At 44.6% G+C, this 23,973-nt stretch carries 12 protein-coding genes; 1 reads left to right on the forward strand and 11 read right to left on the reverse strand.

All coding sequences use genetic code 11. From position 1 onward, the window contains the following. Positions 1-29: 29 nt before the first annotated feature. From NST58_RS27895 to NST58_RS27935, 9 genes are all read right to left on the reverse strand, one after another. Positions 30-1,100: a trifunctional transcriptional activator/DNA repair protein Ada/methylated-DNA--[protein]-cysteine S-methyltransferase gene (locus NST58_RS27895; RefSeq protein ID WP_076130462.1), complete on the reverse strand. Its 1,071-nt coding sequence runs from the start codon at positions 1,098-1,100 to the stop codon at positions 30-32. A gap of 7 nt (positions 1,101-1,107) precedes the next feature. Continuing rightward, a complete protein-coding gene (locus NST58_RS27900) occupies positions 1,108-1,896 on the reverse strand; it encodes an isocitrate lyase/phosphoenolpyruvate mutase family protein (protein ID WP_076130461.1) in 789 nt (262 codons plus the stop codon). A gap of 162 nt (positions 1,897-2,058) precedes the next feature. Then, positions 2,059-2,985: a DMT family transporter gene (locus NST58_RS27905; RefSeq protein ID WP_076130480.1), complete on the reverse strand. Its 927-nt coding sequence runs from the start codon at positions 2,983-2,985 to the stop codon at positions 2,059-2,061. A gap of 208 nt (positions 2,986-3,193) precedes the next feature. Continuing rightward, positions 3,194-10,570 carry a pectinesterase family protein gene (locus tag NST58_RS27910; protein WP_339244932.1) on the reverse strand — a complete coding sequence of 2,459 codons (7,377 nt, stop codon included), beginning with the start codon at positions 10,568-10,570 and terminating at the stop codon, positions 3,194-3,196. Positions 10,571-10,650: 80 nt separating this feature from the next. Beyond that, complete coding sequence (locus NST58_RS27915) at positions 10,651-12,237, reverse strand: glycoside hydrolase family 43 protein (protein ID WP_339244935.1); 1,587 nt, start codon at positions 12,235-12,237, stop codon at positions 10,651-10,653. Positions 12,238-12,311: 74 nt separating this feature from the next. Beyond that, positions 12,312-13,682 (reverse strand): glycoside hydrolase family 28 protein, encoded by a 1,371-nt coding sequence (locus NST58_RS27920; RefSeq protein ID WP_076130458.1) that lies wholly within the window; start codon positions 13,680-13,682, stop codon positions 12,312-12,314. A 5-nt stretch (positions 13,683-13,687) separates the two neighbouring features. Then, positions 13,688-14,845 (reverse strand): glycoside hydrolase family 88 protein, encoded by a 1,158-nt coding sequence (locus NST58_RS27925; RefSeq protein WP_076304967.1) that lies wholly within the window; start codon positions 14,843-14,845, stop codon positions 13,688-13,690. Between the two features lie 94 nt (positions 14,846-14,939). Continuing rightward, complete coding sequence (locus NST58_RS27930; protein WP_076134128.1) at positions 14,940-16,496, reverse strand: extracellular solute-binding protein; 1,557 nt, start codon at positions 16,494-16,496, stop codon at positions 14,940-14,942. Between the two features lie 88 nt (positions 16,497-16,584). After that, complete coding sequence (locus NST58_RS27935; protein WP_269473519.1) at positions 16,585-17,550, reverse strand: ABC transporter permease subunit; 966 nt, start codon at positions 17,548-17,550, stop codon at positions 16,585-16,587. 275 nt (positions 17,551-17,825) lie between these two features. On the opposite strand from NST58_RS27935, the gene NST58_RS27940 reads away from it, so the two are divergent. Further along, positions 17,826-18,710: a carbohydrate ABC transporter permease gene (locus NST58_RS27940; RefSeq protein ID WP_076130456.1), complete on the forward strand. Its 885-nt coding sequence runs from the start codon at positions 17,826-17,828 to the stop codon at positions 18,708-18,710. Between the two features lie 64 nt (positions 18,711-18,774). Here NST58_RS27940 and NST58_RS27945 read toward each other — a convergent pair whose 3' ends face one another. Both NST58_RS27945 and NST58_RS27950 read right to left on the reverse strand, forming a co-directional pair. After that, positions 18,775-21,021: an AraC family transcriptional regulator gene (locus tag NST58_RS27945; RefSeq protein WP_076130455.1), complete on the reverse strand. Its 2,247-nt coding sequence runs from the start codon at positions 21,019-21,021 to the stop codon at positions 18,775-18,777. A 198-nt stretch (positions 21,022-21,219) separates the two neighbouring features. Continuing rightward, on the reverse strand, positions 21,220-23,889 hold the full coding sequence (locus tag NST58_RS27950; RefSeq protein WP_076184806.1) for a copper amine oxidase N-terminal domain-containing protein: 2,670 nt from the start codon (positions 23,887-23,889) through the stop codon (positions 21,220-21,222). Between the last annotated feature and the right edge of the window lie 84 nt (positions 23,890-23,973).

Below are 23,973 nucleotides of genomic sequence, written 5' to 3' on the forward strand. Positions count from 1 at the left end.
ATCACTTTCTCCGTAATAGAGAGAAGTAGTTAAATGAAATTATTCTCCTTTAAGGAGCGGTTAGACTCATGTTTGATTAACCATTCTTTTCTGGCAAGCCCGCCTCCATAGCCCCCCAATTCACCATTGCTATTTATCACTCGATGACATGGAACCAAGATTGAGAGTTGATTGGTGCCATTCGCCCTTGCTACAGCGCGGCAAGCAGAAGGATTGTTGATTTTCTCTGCAAGCTCCTTATAAGAAGCTGTCTGTCCCAGAGGTATTTTCCGGAGTTCATTCCACACCTTTTGCTGAAAGTCTGAGCCCAAATAACGAACCGGCGTTGTAAATTCCGTAAGTTCACCGGTGAAATACAGCTTCAATTCCTCCTCAATTTGGTGAAGGACGGCTACCTTTTCAGGTAATATAGTTGCATTTAAACGAGTGCGTAATCTCTTGATTTCATTTTCAAGTCCCTTGCGATCCACAAATTCCAGCAGTAAAAGACTCTCTTCATCGGAGATGGCCAGCATAGAACCCAATATCGTTTCTATCCAAGTACAGTACAGCACTTTAATCTGCTTGGAATGATTCGGGACAGTCCCCATCGTTCGTGAAAAAGCATCCCTAAATCCATTGCTCGAATCGTACCCGCTTTCCAGTTGTGCGTTAATGATTGAATCCCCATTCCTAATATGTTTGAATGCCAGTCCTAAACGTCTAGAACGTGCATATTCGATAAAGGTCATTCCAAATTGTTTCTTAAATTGGCGGCGTGCCGTGTTTGCACTAATAGACAGCTCATCAAAATCTTTATCTGTCCATTTTCGTTCCGGATTGCTCTCAATAGCTTCTACAAGCAGCTTTACTTCAGGAGACATTTTTGTTGGATTGGATAGCGGCTGACACCTTTTACAAGGTCTATATGAAGCTAATAAGGCTTCCTTGGCTGTAGCAAAAAACTCACAATTTTCTTTTAATGGCTTTTTAGCCGGACAAGTTGGCCTACACATGATGCCCGTTGTTTTCACTCCTACAAAAAATACGCCCTCATAATTCGAATTTTTCTCGACCAGCATCTTATAATATTTATCGATATCCTGCTCATTAGTTATCATAGTGTGGTTAGCTCATTTCTAAATAAAGTCCTGAGGCATCAAGCGTTTGCCGGGCATTTTCTTGGAGGTTATGTTGTGCCTGAAAGAAACTACGCGGTCCATAGCTAATCCGTTTCACGCCAATATTTTGTAATTCATGATTTGAAAGCATACCGTCCATAACCATAATATTCACAGGCAGTGGCGATTTTTCAACAAATTGTTCAATCAAGCTTGGATCAGCGAGCCCCGGTATAAAAATCCCATCCGCTCCAGCGTCAGCATAAGCATAGGTACGTTCTATAGCTTGATTCACTAGATCCATCGAATGTTCCTTAGCCTTGAAAAAGATATCCGTTCTAGCGTTAATAAACACGCGCTTTTGCAGTTTGGAGGCTACTTGTTGTATGGTTTTGATCCTCCGGCTTTGTTCGCTGGTCTCCCATAGTTCATTGTTAGGATGATTTACGATCTGATCTTCAAAATTGATACCACAGATATCTAATTGAAATAACTGCTCCATGTTATGCGCTAAAATATCCTCATCTATAGCATATCCACCTTCGATGTCTACGGTCAATGGAACTGCTACCCGTTCGGCAATCTTTGATATCATCCAAAGCATAAGCTCAAATGTAAGCTGTTCACCGTCCGAATATCCCCACGCTTCCGCCATGGAATAGCTGCTGGTTGCTAGCGCCTTTGATCCAGCTTGCTCTATTGCTTTAGCCGAGGCTACATCCCAGCAGTTGTACAGGATCAGTGGATTTTTTTGATCATGCAGCGTTTTAAAATAGTCATAGTTTTTAGTGTTCATAAGTGGTCATCTCCATTTAGTTAAGAATAGAACCACTATATAATAGACATCCATTATCGATACCAGAAAAATTAACACCAATCTTTTTTTTCACAAAAAAAACACCGATAGATAATCTAATCCTCTCAGGATCAGATCATACCATCGATGCCAGTTTGCCGATTAAAGTTCTACCTTACGGAGTGATTGCTTCGGTGATGGTTTGGATGACTTTTTCCCTGTCCCCATCGGTAGGATTTGTGGAGCTGCGATCCCGATCAGAACTACGATAATCCCGATCCAGCGAAGTAATGATACCTCTTCTTGCAGAACTAACACGGAGGCTACTACAGCTGCCGGTAACTCCGCTGCCCCTAAAATCGCGCCTAGACCTGAACCCAGCTTCGGAACCCCGATCGAAAAGAACAGAACTGGAATTACGATGCCCAACAAACCTAGAGGTAGGCCGTATTTCCAAAGCCCATCGGTAATCGCACCGTCATATAAAAACGAAGGCGAAAAAACAGTCATAATAATAACCATTGCACTAGTGGTCATATACAAGCTTTTATTAACGGCAGGCACCTGCGTAGCTACTCTTCCACTCACAAAAATATAGAAAGCAAACGACACGGCTGACATTAAGCCAAAAATCACACCAGTGGTCGTAATTCCACCTATACTCGGCTCAAGGATGCCCCCCGCTAATACTGTACCAATTAGAAGGATAACCATCGAAATCACTTTTTCCCGACTAGGAAGTTTTCGATCTACAACCGCCTCCAGAATTACACCGATCCAAGTAAATTGGAATAACAGTACAATCGCAATCGAAGCAGGTAATTGTTCAACGGCGAAGCCATAAAAAATGCCAGTTAAACTGATGGTGATCCCAGCGGCTAATAATTTCCCGCCTGTTTTTAGCCCTAATTTCTTTCGAGAAAATAATAAGACCAGCAAGAGCAGCATACACCATCCAAAAAAGTATTGTGATCCTACCAATTGTTTCATTCTAAAGCCATCGTTCATTCCAAGTTTGACGATCGTAGAGAGTGAGCCATAACTACAAGCGCCTAAAAAAACTAGTAAAGCATATTTGAATAACTTCATATTCATCGTAAACCTCTTCCCTTTCTCTTGAGCAAGCTCATTAACATAATAAAGCCCCTTGTCATCGAAATGACAAGGGGCGATTGAAACCAAAGAATACATCTTTGACAAAGTTCCGCCACTCCATCCACTGGATAGAGTTTGGTTTATTTACTTATAACAACTCCAATCATAATATGATAAATCACACAGGGTGTCAACTTGAAATTTAAGGATTTAGCTGGAACAATCGATAGACAATAACAGCTGCCTGAGCACGAGTTGTATTGGCTTTAGGTGCAAAGTTATCTTTGCCCACACCTTGAATAATCTTTGCTCCGCTCATGAATTGTACAGCCTCACGAGCGTAGGCTGAAACATCAGCGGCATCATTGAAATTCACTGGCTGGTCCACTTCCACGACCGTAAGCTTAGCGAGCTGTGCTGCACGATAAGCCATCAACGCCATTTCCTCACGGCTAATTGTTTCATTAGCACCGAAGGTTCCATCAGATCTGCCCTGAATAATTCCTAGCTGCTGAGCAGCAGCAACGGAGCTGTAGTACCAAGCATCCAGCGAAACATCCTTAAATGTACTTGCCGCATTACCTTCCTCTAGCTCTAATGCAAGCATCAGCATCTTTAGGAACTGTGCCCGAGTTACATTCAGCTGTGGCCCGAAATTATGATCTCCGGTGCCATTCAGGATGTCTCTGGCGGCGAGGGCTTGAATGCTATTTTGTGCCCAGCCTAGTCCAGCGATATCCTTAAAGGAATTTTCCGCATATCCTACTGCGAATCTGCTGGAATTGTCTGGTCTAAAGATGATCTTGCCAGTTGTCAGATTAAACTGAGAGTTTCTAACCACCTCCACAGTCCCGTCTTCACGGATTTGGTAGACTACTATTTGTTCTACACCTGAAGTTGTCTTTGGTTTGTAATCCCGTTCAACCTTCAGTCCACGCCCAAAGCTGTCAAACTGTTTGCCATCAACAAAGAACTTAAACTCATAAATATCCCCGACATCTGTCTGAAGCGACAGTGTCTTCGCGTCAACTTTGCCAACTACAAGCTTAACGCTTACGGCGTCAGATCCTGCCATCGCAAGAAGCAGGTCAGCATTTATTCGGAACGTAGACAATCCCATGTCTATTTCTAAAAGTTGAATTGCTTTTGCTCCCGCTCCAGCCAACTCACGAGCTGGCAAGGTCAGTTCAACCACCGAGCTGGCAAAGGATGGCTTCACTGTGATTCTCAATACTCCATTCTGCATTGAGCCAATTGCTTGTTGCAGAATCGCTGAGGATACCTCTGCAATAGCTTTACCATTCACATCCGCTGTCACGGAAAGAGTAACTCCATCTGCGTTCACAGTTGGTTCCGGTTGTTTCACTGGTTTGACTGTCGTTGAAGATGAAGTACCGCCCGATTCTGAAACCTGCGATTCTGCCTTAATCTCAATGGACATCGTGCCTACAACACCGGAGCCATCTTTAGCTGTCGCTCTCACGGTTACCGTGCCTGCTGCAATTGCAGTGAGCAAGCCGGTATCCGTAATAGTTGCTCGCTCAGTAGCTGATCCATCCTCATTCACTACTGACCAGCTCACTGCTGGATCGGATGCATGGTCCGGCAGGACTACAGCTGCCATTTGCAGGGTTTGCCCTGACTTGATTTCGCTCACATTATCTTTGGAGGAGACTTTTATCTCCATGACGGATATAGGAATGACATGAACAACCGACTGTGCCTCATGCAGGATGTCAAATTCAACATCTGTGTTGGATCCTCGGAAAGAAATAAATCCAAGCGGCACGGCGATTTCACGGGTTGTCTTCTTCGCTTTGAAGATCATTTCTAAGAATTCCGCATCATCGGTCAGGATATTACCTGCCTCCGTTCCAGCTACACTAACTGTTATTAGACCTGGACTGTCCTCATTAATATGAGTGATGCTGAATCCGTCTGGCAAGGTCTGAGCGGATACGAATTCCACACCAGATACGTCATAAGCCATGGTAAAGTCTACAGCATACACTTCCTTGTAGACGGAGGTAGTAACATTTGTAAGCCCTACACGGTAAGTGAAATCCTGTCCTGCCACCACTGTTACCGGTCCGTTCAGCGTTGCAGCGGGCAGATTACGGGCAATCTCATCTTGTCCGCTGATGTTAATCTCTAGGCTTCCGGATACTCCACTTCCATCTATAGCTCGCGCAGTTACTTGTACGCTACCGTTCTTTCTAGCTGTAAGCAAGCCCTTCTCATCAATAACCGCTTTATCCGTTGAGGTTACCCCATCTGCTTCAGTTACCGTCCAGATAACTTTAGGATTCGTCGCATTTTCTGGAAGCACAGAGGCTTGCAGCTGCAAGGCACTGCCCTTCGACTCAATGCTGCTAATTCCATCTTTACCCGCTAAAGTAATTGAAGAGACATGTACCGCAGGTATCTGCTCTTGTCCCACTAAAATCTTGGATTGCTGTGGATTCCAGCCATCACTTCCACCAAGCACAGCTTCAATCGTATAGGCAGCCGCCTCTTCTGCTGTTAATTGTTTGGACCAGCTGTAACGTGAAGCTGCATTAGCACCCTCTCCGTAACTTAAAAACTCAGAGAACCGTGCAGTTTTGGAACGACCTTCATACCATTCATGCCAGCCAGTAGCACGAATATGAGCTCCCATCTCCGTATTAATGAAGGTAGAGCTGCCGTATTCTCTCCATGGCCGGCCCAAATCAACGGTTCCAGCAGCAACGTCCTCACTGGCAGTTAGTCGATTATTGATGAACACATAACCAGGCTTACCCGCTGCCGTGGAAGGCGCAGTAACATAGCCAGCACCCGCACTTTGAATCACATTATTCTCGAATACAGCAGCGGAATTACCGAAGATAAAGTCCACTGTACCTTCAATATGGCTGTCAACGAAATAAGCTCTTCCCTTATCTGCGAACAGGGTATCCTGATATCCTAGAAGCTTAACATTTCTGTACACTCCCCGGTCTCCTTCAGCATATAAAGCGACTGCCTGACCGGCATCCCGCCCAGCACTGTTCTCAACCGTCATGTTCTCCAGTGTGAAATCAGTTGCAGCAGCCTTTAGTGTATAACTGCCGCTGGTGCCCATTTCTTTACCATCTGAGCCAATGGTTTTCGCGGAGTCACCGTTAATAAGTACGGTACCTTCCCGGCTCTCACCGATGATACTAATATTCATCTTACTAGAAGGTACAAGCACCTTCTCCTTATACGTGCCGTTCTTCACTTTAATAATCGTGGTTAGGGCACTATTATCAGGTGCTGCTTGAATAGCGTCATTAATCGTTTTATAATCTCCTGTCCCATTCTGAGCAACAATAATGACAGGAGCTGGAATTCCCTTGACCACCTCGGATGGAAGACTGGCACCCTTATCACCGATGGCGATTACCGCATATTGATAGGCAGTTCCGTTGATCAAGCCTTTATCGGTATAATCGGTTGCTTCGATGCCTTCGGCCACGACCGCATAGCTGCCACCGCTCTCCGAGCGTAGAATTTGATAGCTGCTAGCTCCATCAGCTACATTCCAAGTCAGATGGATATCAGTGTTGCCAGGCTCAGCACTAACTCCTTGTGGAGCCTGCGGCTGGCCGGAATTCTTGTATGGAACCGCTGAGGCAACAACTGAATCTAGACTACTACGGGTACCATTTATTGCTTTGACTTTGTAATAATACGGTGTTCCGTTTACGAGCCCACTATCAGTAAAGCTTGTGCCTGATAAATCAGACCCGAGCACTTCATAAGGACCTTTCGCCGATGAGGCACGTTTGACAATATACTGGCTCGCTTCCTCAATCGCTGGCCAGCTGAGTTTCATTACACTGTCACCAGCTTCAATGGAAACCACAGGCGTTCCCAAAGGAGATTGCGGAGTAGCTTCAACAGGCGCTGATTCTTTTCCCTCTCCGGCCACATTTGTTGCAGATACGACGTAACGGTAGGTTTGCCCGTTGGCCAGACCTCCGACGCGGTAAGTTGTGCCGGCGATTTCTTTTGCCACGAGTTCATAGCTGCCTGAAGTCTCATTCCACTTCTTGATGCTGTAGCTGGCTGCATTCTCCACAGCATTCCAGCTGAGATCCAGCTGAGTATTCCGGCTTACAGCCGCGAACGATTCTGGCGCAGGCAATTTCACCGCCAAAGCGGATGGGGTAATACTAATTTCATTGGAATTTCCCGATTCACCAGTCGGCGCCATCGCCGAGATAACATAATAATAGGTAGTTTCGTTGGTAACTTCAGTATCAATATATGATGTCTCTGTAATAGCGTTGGCAATAGTCTCATAAGGCCCCCCTCTCTTAAGACTTCTCTTAATATTGTAGGAAGTTGCCCCTTCAAGAGCAGGCCAGGATAGCTGGGCTGCTTGGTTTCCTGGAAGTCCAGTCAGTCCAAGCGGTGTTTCAATCGGCTCAACATAGATCTTTAAATTATCTAAGTAATAATTTCCTGAGCCGCCGCCTGGAGTCTTGGACAAAATACGCCCAATGCCATAGCTGGCGAAATTCGTAGTTGTGAACGGAAAAGAGCCCGCAGGCTGATCATCAATATATACATCCACTTTATCGTTGTTCACATCCACCTTTAGCTTCAGGTTATACCATTGTTTTAGGGAATAAGAGTTCATCAGTTGATGATACTGGCTGCTCCCCCTGCTCATGGTTAGCGTATATTTACCTGTAGCTTCAGGAAGCGTTGGCTTTCTGCTCTCAATGGAGAATGCCGTTTTGCTTCCATCTGTACTCTGGGCCTGCAGGAACACCGAGGTTCCCGATTCTGTCGCAAACATAAAGTCAGTGTCAATAACGAGTGCACCCGTAATTGGCGCGAATTTGCGGATAAACTGCACGCTGCCGTTCGCACCATCGAACACATTCAACACTTGATCTGACGTATTCCCCTTACTGTCAGACGGTGTGGGAGATACAATAACCTTTTGAATTTCAGTCTGTGGATTTGGAGTCACATCATAATACTCTGGTGTCACACCCACAGCAACCTGTTCAAAGTCTTCATCCACATAATACACATTACCTGCTTCACCTTCAGCCGTAGCGCTGGCCTCATCGGAATCAAAGCTTTCACCAAGCTCATTCACAGCACTGACCACGTAGTAATAAGTTTTTCCGGAGCTGAGTCCGGAATCAGTATACAGGCTATCTTTAATTTCAGTATTGATCGTCTTGTATGGACCGCCTGAAACCTCACTACGTTTAACACTATACGACTTGGCAGAACCAACATCCTCCCAATTCAGCTTCACTTTTTCCTCACCTGCTGTCGCTGTAAGACCACGGGGCGCAGTAGGAAACTGATCACTAAGCGGTTTCAGCTCCACCTCACTGAAGACAGATGCATTATAACGATTAACCTCGTTATCTACCTTAGCGGCATCGGCTGCAAGACCAAAATAAACCGTATCATTCAGGTCAAGCTTCACCGTGCCTACCTTGCTCCATGTTACTTTATCCGGCGATACCAGACCTGTCACTTCATTACCAAGACGAACCAGCTTCACCCAATAAGGTGTATTGATGAAGCTGTCCGGTTCTGTTTTTACCACCTTGGCTCCTGTGGTGGAGCGGGTAATCATAACTCCCTTCTTGCCATATTTGACATAAGGGATTGCCAGCATTGTCATTTTAGAGTTCTCATTGAGATTATCACGAATCATGACACCTGCTTTGGCATAATCGTCAGTTCCCGTTACGGAGTCGATTCTAGCAATAATTTCACCATTGCCTGTCAGGGTTTGATAAGCAAAATGAAAATTATCAACAGCCGTTTCGCTCTCTGATGTTGCTCCGATAAGTCCAGCCGATTTGAGCGTAATCTTCCCGCTATCCGGATGAAGCGTAGTCACTCCCGCTATCCCTGGATGGCCAATATCCACCGAAGTCCAAGGAAGAACGGATCCAGACGTGTTGACATGAATAGCCACGTTATCAGATTGTGTCTTGAGACCCTTATTGTCTATAGCCTGAACAACGAGGTAATAGGTACCATCCTGCACATTGTTCCAATCGAAACTATAAGGTGCTGTGGTAGCTTCGGCTTGCTTCACACCATTAACGATAAATTCCACCTTAGCAATACCATCACTATCACTGGCAGAGGCTGTAACCTTCACATTGTTGCCTGACTCTATGATTTGGTTATTCACAGGATAATTGATAGCGGTTACAGGATTGTCTGTATGCTCATTCCCTGCTTTTCCCAAAACAATCAGATCATTCAGATACACTTCTAGATTCGTATAGCCCTCCGCAGATAACGTCGTCTTCTTACCATCCTCAGAATCGGTAGGGTCTAGTCCATTAGCAATCTCCCAGCTGTCATCCATACCGTCATGATCCATGTCGATTACATTGGAAGCTGTCTCTGTATAGTCTGGGTAACCGCCTATTTCAATAGGTGAATTAATATGCTGTCCAGTGCGATTCTTCACATCATTAATGACCCGCGCATCGTAAGCATCACGCCTTGGCAAAGTGGCACCAGCATCCGCCATTACATTTGCGTAGGCTTCTTCCGCCGACACTGCCGCATAGGGGTTAGGCATCTTTGCCGGCTCCGTAAGCTTAGAGATATCCGAATACTTTTGCACACCCTTCCAGTTGTCTTCAGTAACCTTCGGATTACCATCCATGATGTTCCCATCTATAAACAACCGGGTTTCTGGTGACACTTCCCCAAACAATTGATTTTTTACACTGGTGTAGGTGTTTGGACCATTTTTATAATAATTGTTAGTGATATTATATCGATAATCTTCTGCTCCCCCACCATAGGTCGAAGCGAATCCCCAGTTATAGATAACGTTATTAGACATTTCCGTCAGGTCCACCAATTTGGTCACCGTCGGCAAACGGGGGTTGCGGCTGGTGCTATGAGCAATCAGATTGTGAAGGAAACTGGCATTTTTGCCACCCCAGATTCCTCCGTAGCCGTGACGTCCCTTTTGGTGTGTCGTCATCAGCATGCTTTCAGCGGATATCGACCATTGCACAGTAGTATTCTCGTTATCATACAGACTGACCACTTCATCCACCGACCAGCTGAATGAGCTATGATCGATAATGAGATCCTTATGGTACCTTGATCCAAAAGCATCATCTTCACTAGCTACCCGGTCGCCTAACCGGAAACGCATATAGCGCATAATAATATTGTCAGCTTCAACAGAGGTTGTGTAGTCGGCAATTGTAATTCCGTCACCTGGAGCCGTTTGCCCGGCAATCGTCAGATTTGAGCCGGTAATCTTGAGGGATTCCTTCAGATGGATGGTTCCCCCCACTCGAAAAACAATGGTCCGATTACTTTGGCTTACCGCATCGCGGAAGGAGCCGGGGATCGGAGTTTCCTTGATACCATAATCAGCCAACGTCGTTACTTCATACACAGGTTGAGCTCTTCCGCCGGTTACATATTTGCCGCCGCCTTCCGCGCCCGGAAAAGCAGGAAGCGCTTCCAAAGAAGCGGCCTCGACACCACCAAATGGCATACATGTTGCAAGAAGACTCGCAACCAGCGCCCCGGATAACCATTTTCTCTTCATACAAGACCTCCTAATATCTATTGGAATAAGAAGGGGGCCCTGTCCTCAGAGCAACCCCTTCCTTAGTAAAGCCGTGTGTATTATTCCTTGCCCTGATAACGGAAATATGCGAAATCAGCACTGCTGCCACCGAACTGCTGCATATCATGCGCCGCAATGCCAACAAAGTTCCCAGTGAAGCCTCCCGACAAAAAGCTGATATTCTGCGGATCGCCAAGTGGCTTCCACTCCGTATCGTCACCCTTAAGATAAACAAATTGCCCAGTCACTTCCTGCACCTCAACCGCGATCCGCACTGTCTCCCTTGCATTTAGTTCAATCATTACAGGCTCCGCAGTGAATTCATCGCGCTGACAGCGCATTAACCGCAGCACCTTGCCACGTCCTTCTTCATGGCTGATATACGCATAAAGATAGTTATCCTCATTCAGGTATAACAGTAGTCCTGCCATCTGCAGATAAGTATTCGGTTCATATTCAAGCGCTGTTTCAGCGCGGAAGCTTATATCCGTCTGGCGAATAGCCAGAATATGATGCTCAAACAGACTCTGCACGGACTCCCCGGCCCTGATTCTTAACCAGCCCGGTCTTTCAGCAAGGGAACACCAGCTTTCATTCATAGGAATCCGCAATGTATTCCAGTTCTTTTTCAATTCTGGGCCGTTAAAATCATCCTCAAATTCAAGCGTCCGCACTTGGTTCAGGAACTGTGTTCCTTTAGGTGCTGGTACCTTGAGCTGTGGTGTATTTCCGCCTGAGGTTAGTCTTAACCAGCCCTCCTCATTCCAGTGCACCTGCTGAACGGCAGTCTCTCTCCCCAGTATGGCGTATTCGCCTTCAAGGGGTCGCGTACACAAATGGGCCATATACCATTCACCTTCTGGTGTCTCTACCAGACTTCCATGGCCTGCACATTGAAGCGGCAGCTCGGGATTATCCCGTGAGGTCAACATCGGATTGAGCGGATCCACCTCATACGGACCAAGCAGCGCCTTGGAGCGCGCTACGGTTACGGCATGCCCCGATCCAGTGCCGCCTTCTGCCGTAATTAAGTAGTAATAACCTCCCCGCTTGTAAATATGCGGCGCTTCCGTCTTCTTCAGCGGCGTGCAATCAAAGATTTTCACAGGTTCACCTATTAATTGGCACTGCTCTGGATCGTACTCCTGAATTACAATCCCGCAGGACTTATTGCCTTCCGTAATCCGGTAATCCCACAGCTCATTCAGCAGCCATTTGCGCCCATCCTCATCATGGTACAGAGATGGATCGAACCCGCTGCTGTTTAGGTATACCGGTTCAGACCAAGGTCCCTCAATACCCTCCGCAGTGATCAGATAGTTATGACAGTCTTTAAAAGGCCGTTTGGTGCTCTTAACATCGGTATAAATCAGATAAAACAAACCGTCATAATAACTAAGCTGTGGAGCCCAGATACTGCAATTTTTCGGATTTCCCCGCAGATCTACCTGATGAGTCAGAATATCTGTGCAATGCTCCCAGTCTGCTAAGTCCGCTGATTGATACACCCTCACACCGGGCAGCCATTCAAAAGAAGAAACAGCAATATAGTACATCTCCCCCGCTCTTACAATACAAGGGTCAGGATTGAAGCCTTTTAATATGGGATTGTGAATAACTCCAGTCTGAATATTATCTGTAATCATCTTCATACTCCTTCCTATTTCCATACATCCGCACCCTTCACCCTAAGCAAATCTGCGGTCTATCCTGTCAATTATCAGTCTGTCTGCTCACTTAGATCTTCCTGTGACGGGATAACGGTTACCTGCTGCACTAATTCTTCCACTTTACGGGTGTTTCTCGATTGGCAGCCGGTGATATCTACCGTTTCTCCATTTTCAATATAAAAAGCCGGTCCTTCATGATTCTCGATCGTCACTTGGCGGAAGCGGATATCTCTTACGTTGCCCAGATAAAACCCACGGTTGTTCATATCCTGGATTCCTGACATCATGGCTGGACGACCAGGGATTGCATTCTCTGCCATGGAAATATCAATATCGGAAAAGGTAATTTCTGAAATGTATTGCTCCGCAAGGCCGTAAAGAAAACCTGCAGCCGCGTGAACATTCCGAGCAGTAATATTAGCAAAATGAATCCGTCGGAAGCAGGGGGTCTCCTCCGTCACCGGATAAGGATTCTTATCCCATACATATTTGTCCTTACCACGTGGTCCGCAGAAATAATAAAGATTAAGAATAAACGGACAGATCACGTCCTCCATCACGATATTGCTGACACGAATATCTTCGACAACACCTCCGCGCCCGCGTCTGGACTTCAGCCGAATGCCGCGGTCCGTCTGCTTGAACACGCAATTGCTGATCACGATATTACGGATATCTCCGCTCATTTCGCTTCCCAGCACCACACCGCCATGACCATGAATCATCGTGCAGTTAGTTATCGTGATATTCTCGCAGGCAACCCGCTCCTTCGTATCCTCCGTCCCTGCTTTAATGGCGATGCAGTCATCACCCACATCGATATTGCAGTTGCTGATGCGGACATTCACACAGGATTCTGGGTCAATACCGTCTGTATTAGGCGAATCCGCCGGATTATAGATCGACAGATTATCAATCGTAACATCATGGCAACAGATAGGATTCACAGTCCAGCTTGGGGAGTTCACGAGTGTCAGATCTCTGAGCGTGACTCTACGGCAGTTGTCGAAGCTGATAAGCTTCGGGCGGGGATACAGCAGTGAATCAGGAGAATTCCGATGTTTATCCCACCAAGGTGCGCCCCTTCCATCCAGCTTGCCTGCACCTGTAACCGATACATTCTCTAGATTTATTCCAAAAATACATGAAGCATGGACGTTCTGCTTCACACCCTCCCAACGGGAATCCACCACCGGATAATCGTTAGGATCAGAGCTGAAGCTAAGCACAGCTCCAGGACTGAGCTTCAGCTCAATATTGCTTTTCATGAAGATAGCACCCGTCTGATAGTGCCCGGAAGGAACATAAACTGTTCCTCCCCCTGCCTCGCTTGCCGCATGAATGGCACTGGCTATCGCTTCCGTTGAAGGCTCTGCACTATTAGGATGCGCTCCGTAGTCATTTATATTGTAGATAGACATGTGCTTCACTCGCTTCCTTTCGTCACGACGGGACGCTGCAAATATTCATATTCTCCACAAGCCAGGAGAAATGCGCCAAGCCCCTTCTGATCATTGGTTACGATCGGTTCACTGATATAATAGGCGTAAGTACCATCTCTCCGGTCCTCACCACCGAGTCCAGCGACCTGGCAGTTTTTATTCAGGTTAACCCAGCCATTTTTGGTTTCCAGCACAAATTCAGCAATAAGACCTTGATAAGCACGGTCAAGAGTCTCGAACCAACTATCATCGAGTACACCAATCCGAATGCCCTTAGCCATTGCATAGGTGATCATGCTAGAGGCGGAAGCCTCCAAATAATTGCCTTTACGGCCGCCCATGTTTACAACCTGATACCATACTCCAGCATCCGCATCCTGAACCTGACGAAGCGCTGTCAGCGTATCTGTCAGTATACGTGCCACGATCTCATAATCCGCGTGTTCCTTAGGGAGCATGCCGAGTACATCCACTAGCGCCATCACATACCACCCCAGCGAACGCCCCCAAAAGTTCGGAGACAACCCCGTTTCAGGATCGCACCACGGCTGTACCCGCTTTTCATCCCATGCGTGAAACAGGAGACCCGTCTCAGCATCCTTGGTATGACGCTCGCACAGAATAAATTGCCGGGTCACATCGTCCAAACCCTTGCCGCCTTCATACTCAAGTAAATACTCCAGATAGAAAGGAGAGCCCATATACAAGCCATCCAGCCAAATCTGATAAGGATATACATTCTTATGCCAAAACGCACCTTCTGAGGTTCGAGGATGCGTTGTTATCTGCTTTCTTAATAAATCTGCAGCCATTTTATATTTCGCTAACCCAGTTTCTTTATGGAGCACAAATAGGATCTTTCCGTTATTTAAGTGATCAATATTATGTTCGCTCAGGCGATATCCCTTCACAGAGCCGTCTTCCTCAATAAAATAATCCATATTATCTTTGATGAATTGATAATATTTAACCTGCCCGGTCTGTCTCCACAGCAGCTCAAAACCCTTCAAGATGACTCCATAATCATAAGACCATTTTCCATGATATCCGTTATCCTCATATAATCTTGGCGTTCGCTCCATAATCGAATCTGCCATTCGAACACCCCAGCCCATACTCCTAAGTGCATTGTTGTCTTTCATTTTTTCCTCCTGTTTGAATAGATATGGTCCTAAACGCAGCCTCCCCATTTAGGACCCCTCTACTATTTTCTTAGAATATAGTCTGTAGTACTTCTTAAGGATTTACAGCTTTATAAGCAGCTTCATATTCAGTAATGATTTTGCTGCCGCCGGATTTCTTCCACTTTTCAACCTCAGCTTTAAATCCGTCCAAATCAATTTTGCCTAGGATATATTTATAAGTGGCATCTGTCATAATCTTCTGCAACTCAGATCCTTGAGTAGAATAGGTCTCAGATTCCAGAGAGTAAGCAGGATTCAGTACAGCATATTTAGCATTCTCAACGATCAGCTTATCAGCTTCAACTTTGAGTGGATCAGCATCATGGATAATGAATCCATTCTCTAATGGACGAGATGCCGAAAATGGCTGAACTTCTTGCTTCCAGAGATCTGTATCCTTAATCGTAACCGCTTGTTCTCCATCGATTGTATAGTGGACATCCTTAATACCATAAGTCATCAAGCCATAGACATCTTCATTCATAAGATCATTAACAAATTTCAAGATCCGTCTTAACTCATTTTCATCCTTGACTTCGGATTTCGGGAAAGACAACAGTCCCCCAATTCCGTTATTACCAGCCCAGATGGCGCGATCCGCTTCATTACCGGTGGAAGTGATATCGTTAACCATAACCAAATCCATACCATCCTGTATGCCTTTAGACAGATTCAGCAGGTTCTTGCTGTCAAACAAGGCACCCACATAAATTCCAGCCTTTCCTTGCGCAAAATTCTGCTGCTGATCTGTTTTAGCCGTCACAGCGAAATCCTGATTGATATAACCACCATCATAAAGAGTCTTCATATAATCCATGGTCTTGACATAAGCCTCTGTATCGAACTCCGGTGTCATTTTACCCGCATCATCTACACTCCAATAGTTCGGTGTTCCAAAGTATGAGCCCAATGTCTTAAATGCTCCATATACAAGATCGCTGCGGTCCATGAAGCCTGTGGTATCCTTTTTGCCATTACCATCAGGGTCTTTTTCGGTAAACGCTTTCGCAACTTCCATCAACTCATCTGTTGTTTTTGGAACCTGCAGTCCAAGCTTATCCAGCCAATCTTTACGGAGAACAACGCCGTTTCTAGCCAAGGACTTCTGGAAAGGAACCCCGTACAGCTTACCTGCAATCGATGCCGATGTACGTGTATCCTGTGAAATTTTAGCCAAATTCGGGAACTCATCAAGATAAGGACTTACTTCCCAGAACATACCGGCCTTCAGTGCATTACGTACAGAAGAGTTATCAAGAATAGTCAGGGTAACGATGTCTGCTAGGGAATTAGATGCTAATGAAGTATTAATACGTTCTTCTTTGGAAGGATCCGGAATCCATGAGAATTCAATCTCTGTATTCGTCAATTCTTCAATTTTGTCCAAAATAGGACCCGTTGGTGTTGTAGACGTTTGTAAAATGTTCAGCCAGCTAATCTTTGCTTTAGCATCTAGCACATCTGCAGGTGCAGCAGTTGTTTTAGCCGTTGAATCCGTTCCCCCATTTGAAGAATTTGACTCCTTCGCGTTATTGCCTCCTCCGCATGCAGTGAGTACTAACCCGCTACACAACATTAAGGCTGCAATTTTTTTGTAATTGCGATTCATCAACATTACCCCTTTTACTAATGTATTTGTGTTGTATCTTCCACCTCTGCCCTTAAGGCAGAGGTAAGAATTCAGCATACTATGAAGCCTAGTAAACACCATCTTCGCCGATTTTTTTGGCCAACTTGTTCGACAGCATAACGAGAATCAAGCCAACCACACCCTTGAACAGACCCACTGTCGTACTGAAACTCAATTGTCCGTTCTTTAAACCAGCTGTATAGATATAGGTATCGAAAATTTCTCCAACTTCGCGGTTCAAGGAATTGATCAGCAAGTACATATGCTCAAAGCCCAGATCCAGCGTGTGGCCAATCTTCAGAATAAGCAAGGTAATAATGATTGGGCGAATCGCCGGCAAGGTGATATGCCATGTTTTGCGCAATCTTGCCGCTCCATCCATCTCAGCTGCTTCATATAACTGCGTATCCACTACGGTAATGGCTGCCAAATAAATAATGGTTGACCAACCAATTTCTTTCCAAATGATTTGTCCGATATACACGGTACGCAACCACTCAGGAGAAGTCAAAAAGCTGATCTTCTGCATCCCAAGGGCCGCCAACATCTCATTCAGCACCCCTCCATCCACATTCATAAATACATAGGAAATGGAGACGATGATAACCCATGACATGAAATGGGGGATATAAATAATCGTTTGAATGGTGCTCTTAAATAACTTGTGCTGAACTTCGTTAAGCATCAGCGCCACTATAATAGGTAGTGGGAAGAAAATAACAATGTTTAATGCAAACAAGATAAGTGTATTACTCAATAGCATAAAGAAGGTAGGTTCTGTAAACAATCGGACGAAATGCTTAAACCCTACCCACGGGCTATCCGCTATACCCAGAAACGGCTGATAGTCCTGAAATGCAATGATAAGACCGCCCATAGGCAGGTACTTAAAAATAACAAAATACAAAAATCCCGGGAGTATCATTAGATACAATAACTTGTTTCTTTTTAAACTCAGCCAGCTAGGCCCCGTTCGCTTTTTTCTTACTGGATTAACTTTCGTGTTCAGCATGGTGACGTTTGCCTCTTTCACCTGATCGGCCTCCTTGATCGCGTTTCTTTACGATTCCCAGATTACGATCATTCGTCCATTACGTATATAATCATCAGATACTGATACTCCAAGAACCCTACAGCTATAAGGTTTTCCAGGTCCGTGCATCTTATAGTGATTACTACAATACATAAAGATCATCTATGCCTTATCACGCTTTTTCCTCCCAAAACAAAGCCCAAGCTAATGATTATATACGGAATAACAGACCCCTGTTAAAGTTTCAATGAAACGATTACAAGGAGGATATCTGCATGTCGCAATCATCTTTTAAAAAAGAAAATATGGGTAGCCGGCTGTTTACTATTGTAAATACCACACTGCTTACACTCATTGCCCTAGCCTGTCTTTTACCCTTTGTCAATGTGTTTGCCAGTTCCTTTGCTTCAACACAGGAGGTAGTAGAAAAAAGCTTCATCCTGTTCCCGACGACATTCTCTTTGGATGCTTACCGTTATATACTGTCAACGCCTACTATCTTTAAAGGGCTTGGCGTATCCATCGGTGTAACCTTAGTGGGTACAGTTGTCAGTATGGTTCTTACCTCTTTAATGGCTTATGGATTATCTAGAAAATATCTATACGGAAGAGATTTCATCAATTTCGTAATCGTGTTCTCCATGCTCTTCAGCGGGGGAATGATCCCTACTTTCCTGGTAGTTAAATATTTCGGATTAATCGATTCCTACTGGTCCATGATCATGCCTGTTGCGATCAATGCTTTTAACCTGATCATTATGCGTAACTTCTTCCAGGCGCTGCCGGAAGGGCTAGAGGAATCAGCCAAGATTGACGGCTCTAATGATTTTGGTGTATTTTTCAAAATCATGCTTCCGCTGGCGATGCCATCTATCGCGACCCTCTCCTTGTTCTACGGGGTAGCTTACTGGAACACTTATATGAGTGCAATTTTATATATGACAGACTCCACTAAGTGGCCTATTCAAGTCCTGCTGCGCCAAATTGTTATCGTCGCCAGCGGGATGCAGGGAGATAATGCTTCTGTTGATATTATCCCACCTGCTCAAACCATCAAAATGGCGGTTATCGTAGTCGCAACCGTTCCAATGCTGCTCGCCTATCCTTTCGTACAAAAACACTTCACCAAAGGAGCCCTGCTGGGTTCTGTAAAAGGCTAAACCATTGCAGCTGCACAAACAGCCAGCCCCGGTCTCCCGGGGCTGGCTGTTTGTGTTCAGCGCCTTACTTCTCCTGTTTCTGGGTTCGGTATGCACCTGGTGTTACATGTTCTTTTTTACGGAAGGATCGAATAAAGTTCTGCGGATTATGGTACTGCAGCCTTTCAGCAATCTCTTTAATGGTCATATCCGTTTCCACCAGCCACTTCTTAGCCATTTCCAGACGATAGTTCATTAGATACTCGCTAAACGTCATCCCGTACTCTTTTTTGAAAATACTGCTTAAATAGTTCGGACTGTAATGGAGGCGATCACCAATTAATTCTAGCGTTAAGTCCTGATCAAATTCCGAGCGGACAATCACCGCAATTTTATCGGATAAGAGGCGGAACTGACGGTCTGTCTTCTCCTTAACGCTGGTCACCATCGGATGGATAACTTCTTTGACCAAAATGCGTTCGATCTCTTCCGGATTACGGATGTCTAACAATCGGTGATACAACGTAGAATTGTCCTCTGTCAGCAGAACCTCTACACCCAGCAGCTGCTCCAGCTGAATCAGATTGTTGACGAAACGTATTAATGTGACTTCGAAATTCAAAGGGTTCTTACTGTGCTTCATCATTTCCCCGAGTAATGGATACAGAGAACAGGAGACTTGTTCTTCATCTCCAATCCGAATCGCGTCAAATAACTGGGACTCAAACTCAGACGGATAATGCAGTAGAACTGGACCCGAGATCACCTTCGATATATCCTCATAGAAGATGATAGACTCTTTGCCCAGATTTAAACGATGATGCAGCGCCTGCTTACTCATCTCGCAAGCTTCCCTACTAAACAATAAATTATCATAAAAATTGCTGATTCCAACGCTAATGGATAGTTTCAAGATTTCTCTAGCTGTTCGAATAATTGTCTTGGCATAGTCCAGTGCTATTCTCCGGTTCTCCTGTTCATTCGCTCCCTCAAAGATCAGGATAGTCGCTTGTGTACGGTCATTTAATAAGATAGGAATCATCCGCCTCTCCTGCGGAATCAGCTCTTCCACCAGTTTGTTAACCGCTACAAGCAGAAGATCCTTATCACTAGCCTGCCGTTCCCCATAGTTATCCAGCTGTATTAGCAGCGTTGCGTACACCGAATTCTGTGACAGCTCATAACCGAAACGAGGCAAACCCAGATTAAGCTCTTCTTGGGATATCCGGCTACGAAACAGATTTAGAATAAACTGAGTTTCCAACTTAGGCATCTCAGACTCAATCAGACCCTCTAGGCTTTCTTTCTCCGATAAGATGGTATCAATCGAATTAATAATCCAGTCTACCTCATTCTTAGGCTCTAGCTCCGCATTGGCAGGCAATAATCGGCGCTGAATCTGCCGGAATGGCTTGGTGAAATACAAAGAGATCACATAAGCGACTACCGCAATCAACAACGTAATAAGCAGTACCATCATCACAATCCCGAATCGGGTTGTCTTTAGTGCATCAGAAATTTCTGATTTATCCAAAATAGTTACGTAAATCCAATTATTATAAGAAGATTTAGCATAAATAGCTTTTATCGATTGGTGATCAGCCCGCTCCATGGCAATCGTCCCCAATTGCCCCCCGCCTCCGGCAACATTAGTGATATGGCTAAGTTGATTATTAGTCAGCAGGGACTTTCCAGTTTCCGACTCATATAAAAGCTCACCCTCCCGGTTAAGAATAAACACCGGTGTGTTTCCTTCGGTCTGAAGGGTGCTCTGCAAGGTCTGAAGGGATATATCAGATAAGGCAATCGCCTGTTTGGTCTGTGAGAATACCGGCAGGGTATTTACAAAGCGGATACCCTTATCCGTCTTAACCCAAAACAACCCCCGGCTACGGTTATTAATATAGCTCTCATAAAGTGTCCTGCTCTCTTCTTCCGTTAAATGTGAAAGCTTACCATTGGAAATCTGCCATTTCTGCTCCAAACTGATTAGAGAATAATTAACAAAATCCATCCCCATGCTGGCAATGTAGTTAAGCTGGGAATTAATCTCGCGATACTTCTCAAAATCCTGCTCGGTGATCGGATTTTGCACGACCTCCCTGAAGGAACTGGTGGTACTGTAAGTATTAAAAGCGTATTCAATGGTCTGAATTTTCTGTTCCAGGGTGTTTTTAATTTGAGTAATTAAACTCTGTTTATCATCCGCTACTCTTTCATTTACCGAATTAATCGTCGTCAGATAAATATAGCCACCGAAGCTAATAACCAGGCCAATTCCCAGCACCAGAATAGGAACAAAAATCTTGTAGAATATCCTGCCTCTTTTCATGATAGACTCCTTAAGCATGTAATTATTTTCAATTATAGCGCTTCCAATAGGTTAAACCAAATGTTTTAAATGTGTATAATCGCAACCCTATTTTTATAAAAAATAGAAAACAAAAAAACAAGGCAAAAAGCGCTTCATCAAGCCCAGTGCTCAATGAAGGTTTTTTGCCTTTTATTATAATGCCTTTATTCACTATCCTTATATTTCAATCTCTTCCGTTGAATCCGAAAGACCACCACTCTGCACGCCATTATTATTGGCTACCGCAAGAACATATACTTTATATTTAACACCTTTAACAATTAATGCACCATTAACATCTCTTCTCGAGGCTACAATTGTAGGATTCGTTCCGTTAGGCGTTATCGACGTATAATACGAGGATTTCACCTCAATTGCTTCCGCTGAACCAAAACCTTGTTTAGACGGAACCACCAGAATTCGATATTCCGAAATGTTAGACTCGTTAGAGGAACGGTTGAAACTTACTAGTATTTTACCCTCATCCACACTGTACGTTACATTGGTGACAGAGGTTACCGGCAGCTTAGTGGATAAAGTTATGGCATTCGACTCTGAGGACAACACATTAGTGCCTGAGTACTTGCCGCTGCCAATCGTTAACACATACACTCTGTAACTGATTCCACTCTTTATTAAATTTCCGTTTACGTCTCTGGCTGAAGAATCCAAGACTTGACTGGTGTTATTTCCTGAAGTGCCTACCGCTGTGTAATTGGAGCTAGAAACCGCATTTGCCTGGGTTAAACTAAAGCTGCTGTAATAGGAAGTAGGTACAATCAGGATTCGATACTGGCTAATGTACGTTTCATCCGTGGCATGGTTAAAGGATACTTTTAAATCACGGCCGTCTTCGTAATCATTAACGTCCCTTACATCCAAGCTCGAAATAGGAGCCAATTTGTAATCTACATTCAACGTAATTAAAGGTGAACCAGAAGAAAGAACATTGCTGCCCGAGTAATTCCCGCTTCCGACGGTTAAAACATATACTCTGTAATTGATTCCACTCTTTATCAGGTTACCGCGCACGTCCCTTGATGACGAGGTTAACACTTGATTGGTGCTGGATCCTGTTGTGCTCACTGCTGTGTAGTTGGAACTGTACACATTATTGGCGTCAGATAAACTGAAGCTATTGTAATAGGAAGTAGGTACAACCAGGATTCGATACTGGCTAATATACGTTTCATTCGTAGCGTGGTCAAAGGATACTCTTAAATCACGGCCATCATCATAGTCATTTACGTCGCTTACATCTAAATTGTAGACAGCACTCACATTGTAGTCAACAGCCAACGTAATTAATGTTGACTCCGTTGAGAGAATGTTGGTGCCCAAATTCTTCCCGCTTCCAATCGTTAACACATACACTCTGTAAGGTGTTCCATTCTTAATCAAATTACCACGCACGTCTCTTGCTGACGAGGCTAACACTTGACTGGTGCTAGATCCTGTTGTGCTCACCGTTGTGTAGTAAGAGCTGGAGACATTATTCGCCTCAGATAAACTAAAGTTGTTGGAATAAGCTGTAGGCACAACTAGAATTCGGTACTGGCTAATATACGTTTCATCTGTAGCGTGGTTAAAGGATACTTTTAAATCACGGCCATCTCCAAAGTCACTAACGTCGCTTACACTTAAATTAGAGACATTGACCGAGGACAGCGTAATCGCAGATGAAGCAGCAGACAATAAATTATTGGCTGTATTACTGCCACTATCTACACCCATAACAAACACACGGTAACCAACTCCCGTCTTAATGAGGGCTCCATCTACATCCCTCGCTCCTGACGATAGGATCTGAGTGATATTGGAGCCTGTTTTGTTGACCTGTGTGTAATTTGAACTGCTAACAGCATTTGCTGCCGCCAAATTAAAAGAAGAATAATTAGTAGCTTTGACTACAAATATCCGGTAAGAACTCACCTTCGATTCATCCGATACCTTATTAAAACTTACGGCTAAATCGCGGCCATCACTATAATCGCTCACATCACTTACTTGTACATTACTTGGAGCAACGACTACAGTATTAGTATTAAGCGATATAGTCGAAGAACTATACGAGAGAGCGCTGGTATTATTGCCTTTGCCCACTGCGAAAACATAAGCTACATAGGTTTGATTACCTTTAATGAGGTCACCATCCACATCCCTTGAATTTGCGGTCATTCTAATCGTAGGATTAGTGCCTGTAGCTAAAACAGTAGAATAATTGGCGGATGTAACCTTTTGTGCAGATGAGATATTAAAAGTGCTCCAAGCCTTTACAATCATTACCCGGTAATGATCCACAAGAGCTTCATTAGAAGATTGGGTGAAGCTGACCTGGAGATCACGGCCGTCACCGTTATCACTTACATCCTTTAACTGTACATTCGATGCCGGATTTACAGTTCCAGTTTTACCGCCGGAAGTCGTTATGGTCACCACTTTGGTACTTGGATTCCAACCCACATCATGACCCAATGACTCACTTACAAACCGTGTAGGAACCATCGTTCTTCCTTTCAAATTCTGACCCGGCACATCTAGAGTTACAGCTTTATTGTTAATCGTGGCTGTCTTTGAGCCAATCTTTAACATAATCGTTGTATCATCTTTAGTTGCAGTTACAGTTTGTGTTTTCTGATTCCACTTGATGGTGGCATTAAAGGCTTCAAAGATTGCCCGTAGGGGTACCATCGTCCGTCCATTTACCATCACCGGTGCTTGATCTGTGGACAATCGAACCCCATCAATAAAAATACTGATGGGCGCAGTAGCAGCTTTCACTGAAGATTGAAACATCATCGGCAAAACTAATAAGCCCACTAAAATAGAAATCCATAACTTCTTCACAGATTCACCCTCCTGGAATGACGAATACATTTTTTTCCTAACCTTTTGACGCTCCTACTAGGATAAAAGTTTCACGCATTATGG

It is taken from the genome of Paenibacillus sp. FSL R10-2796, assembly GCF_037965315.1.
Taxonomy (GTDB): domain Bacteria; phylum Bacillota; class Bacilli; order Paenibacillales; family Paenibacillaceae; genus Paenibacillus_AQ; species Paenibacillus_AQ odorifer.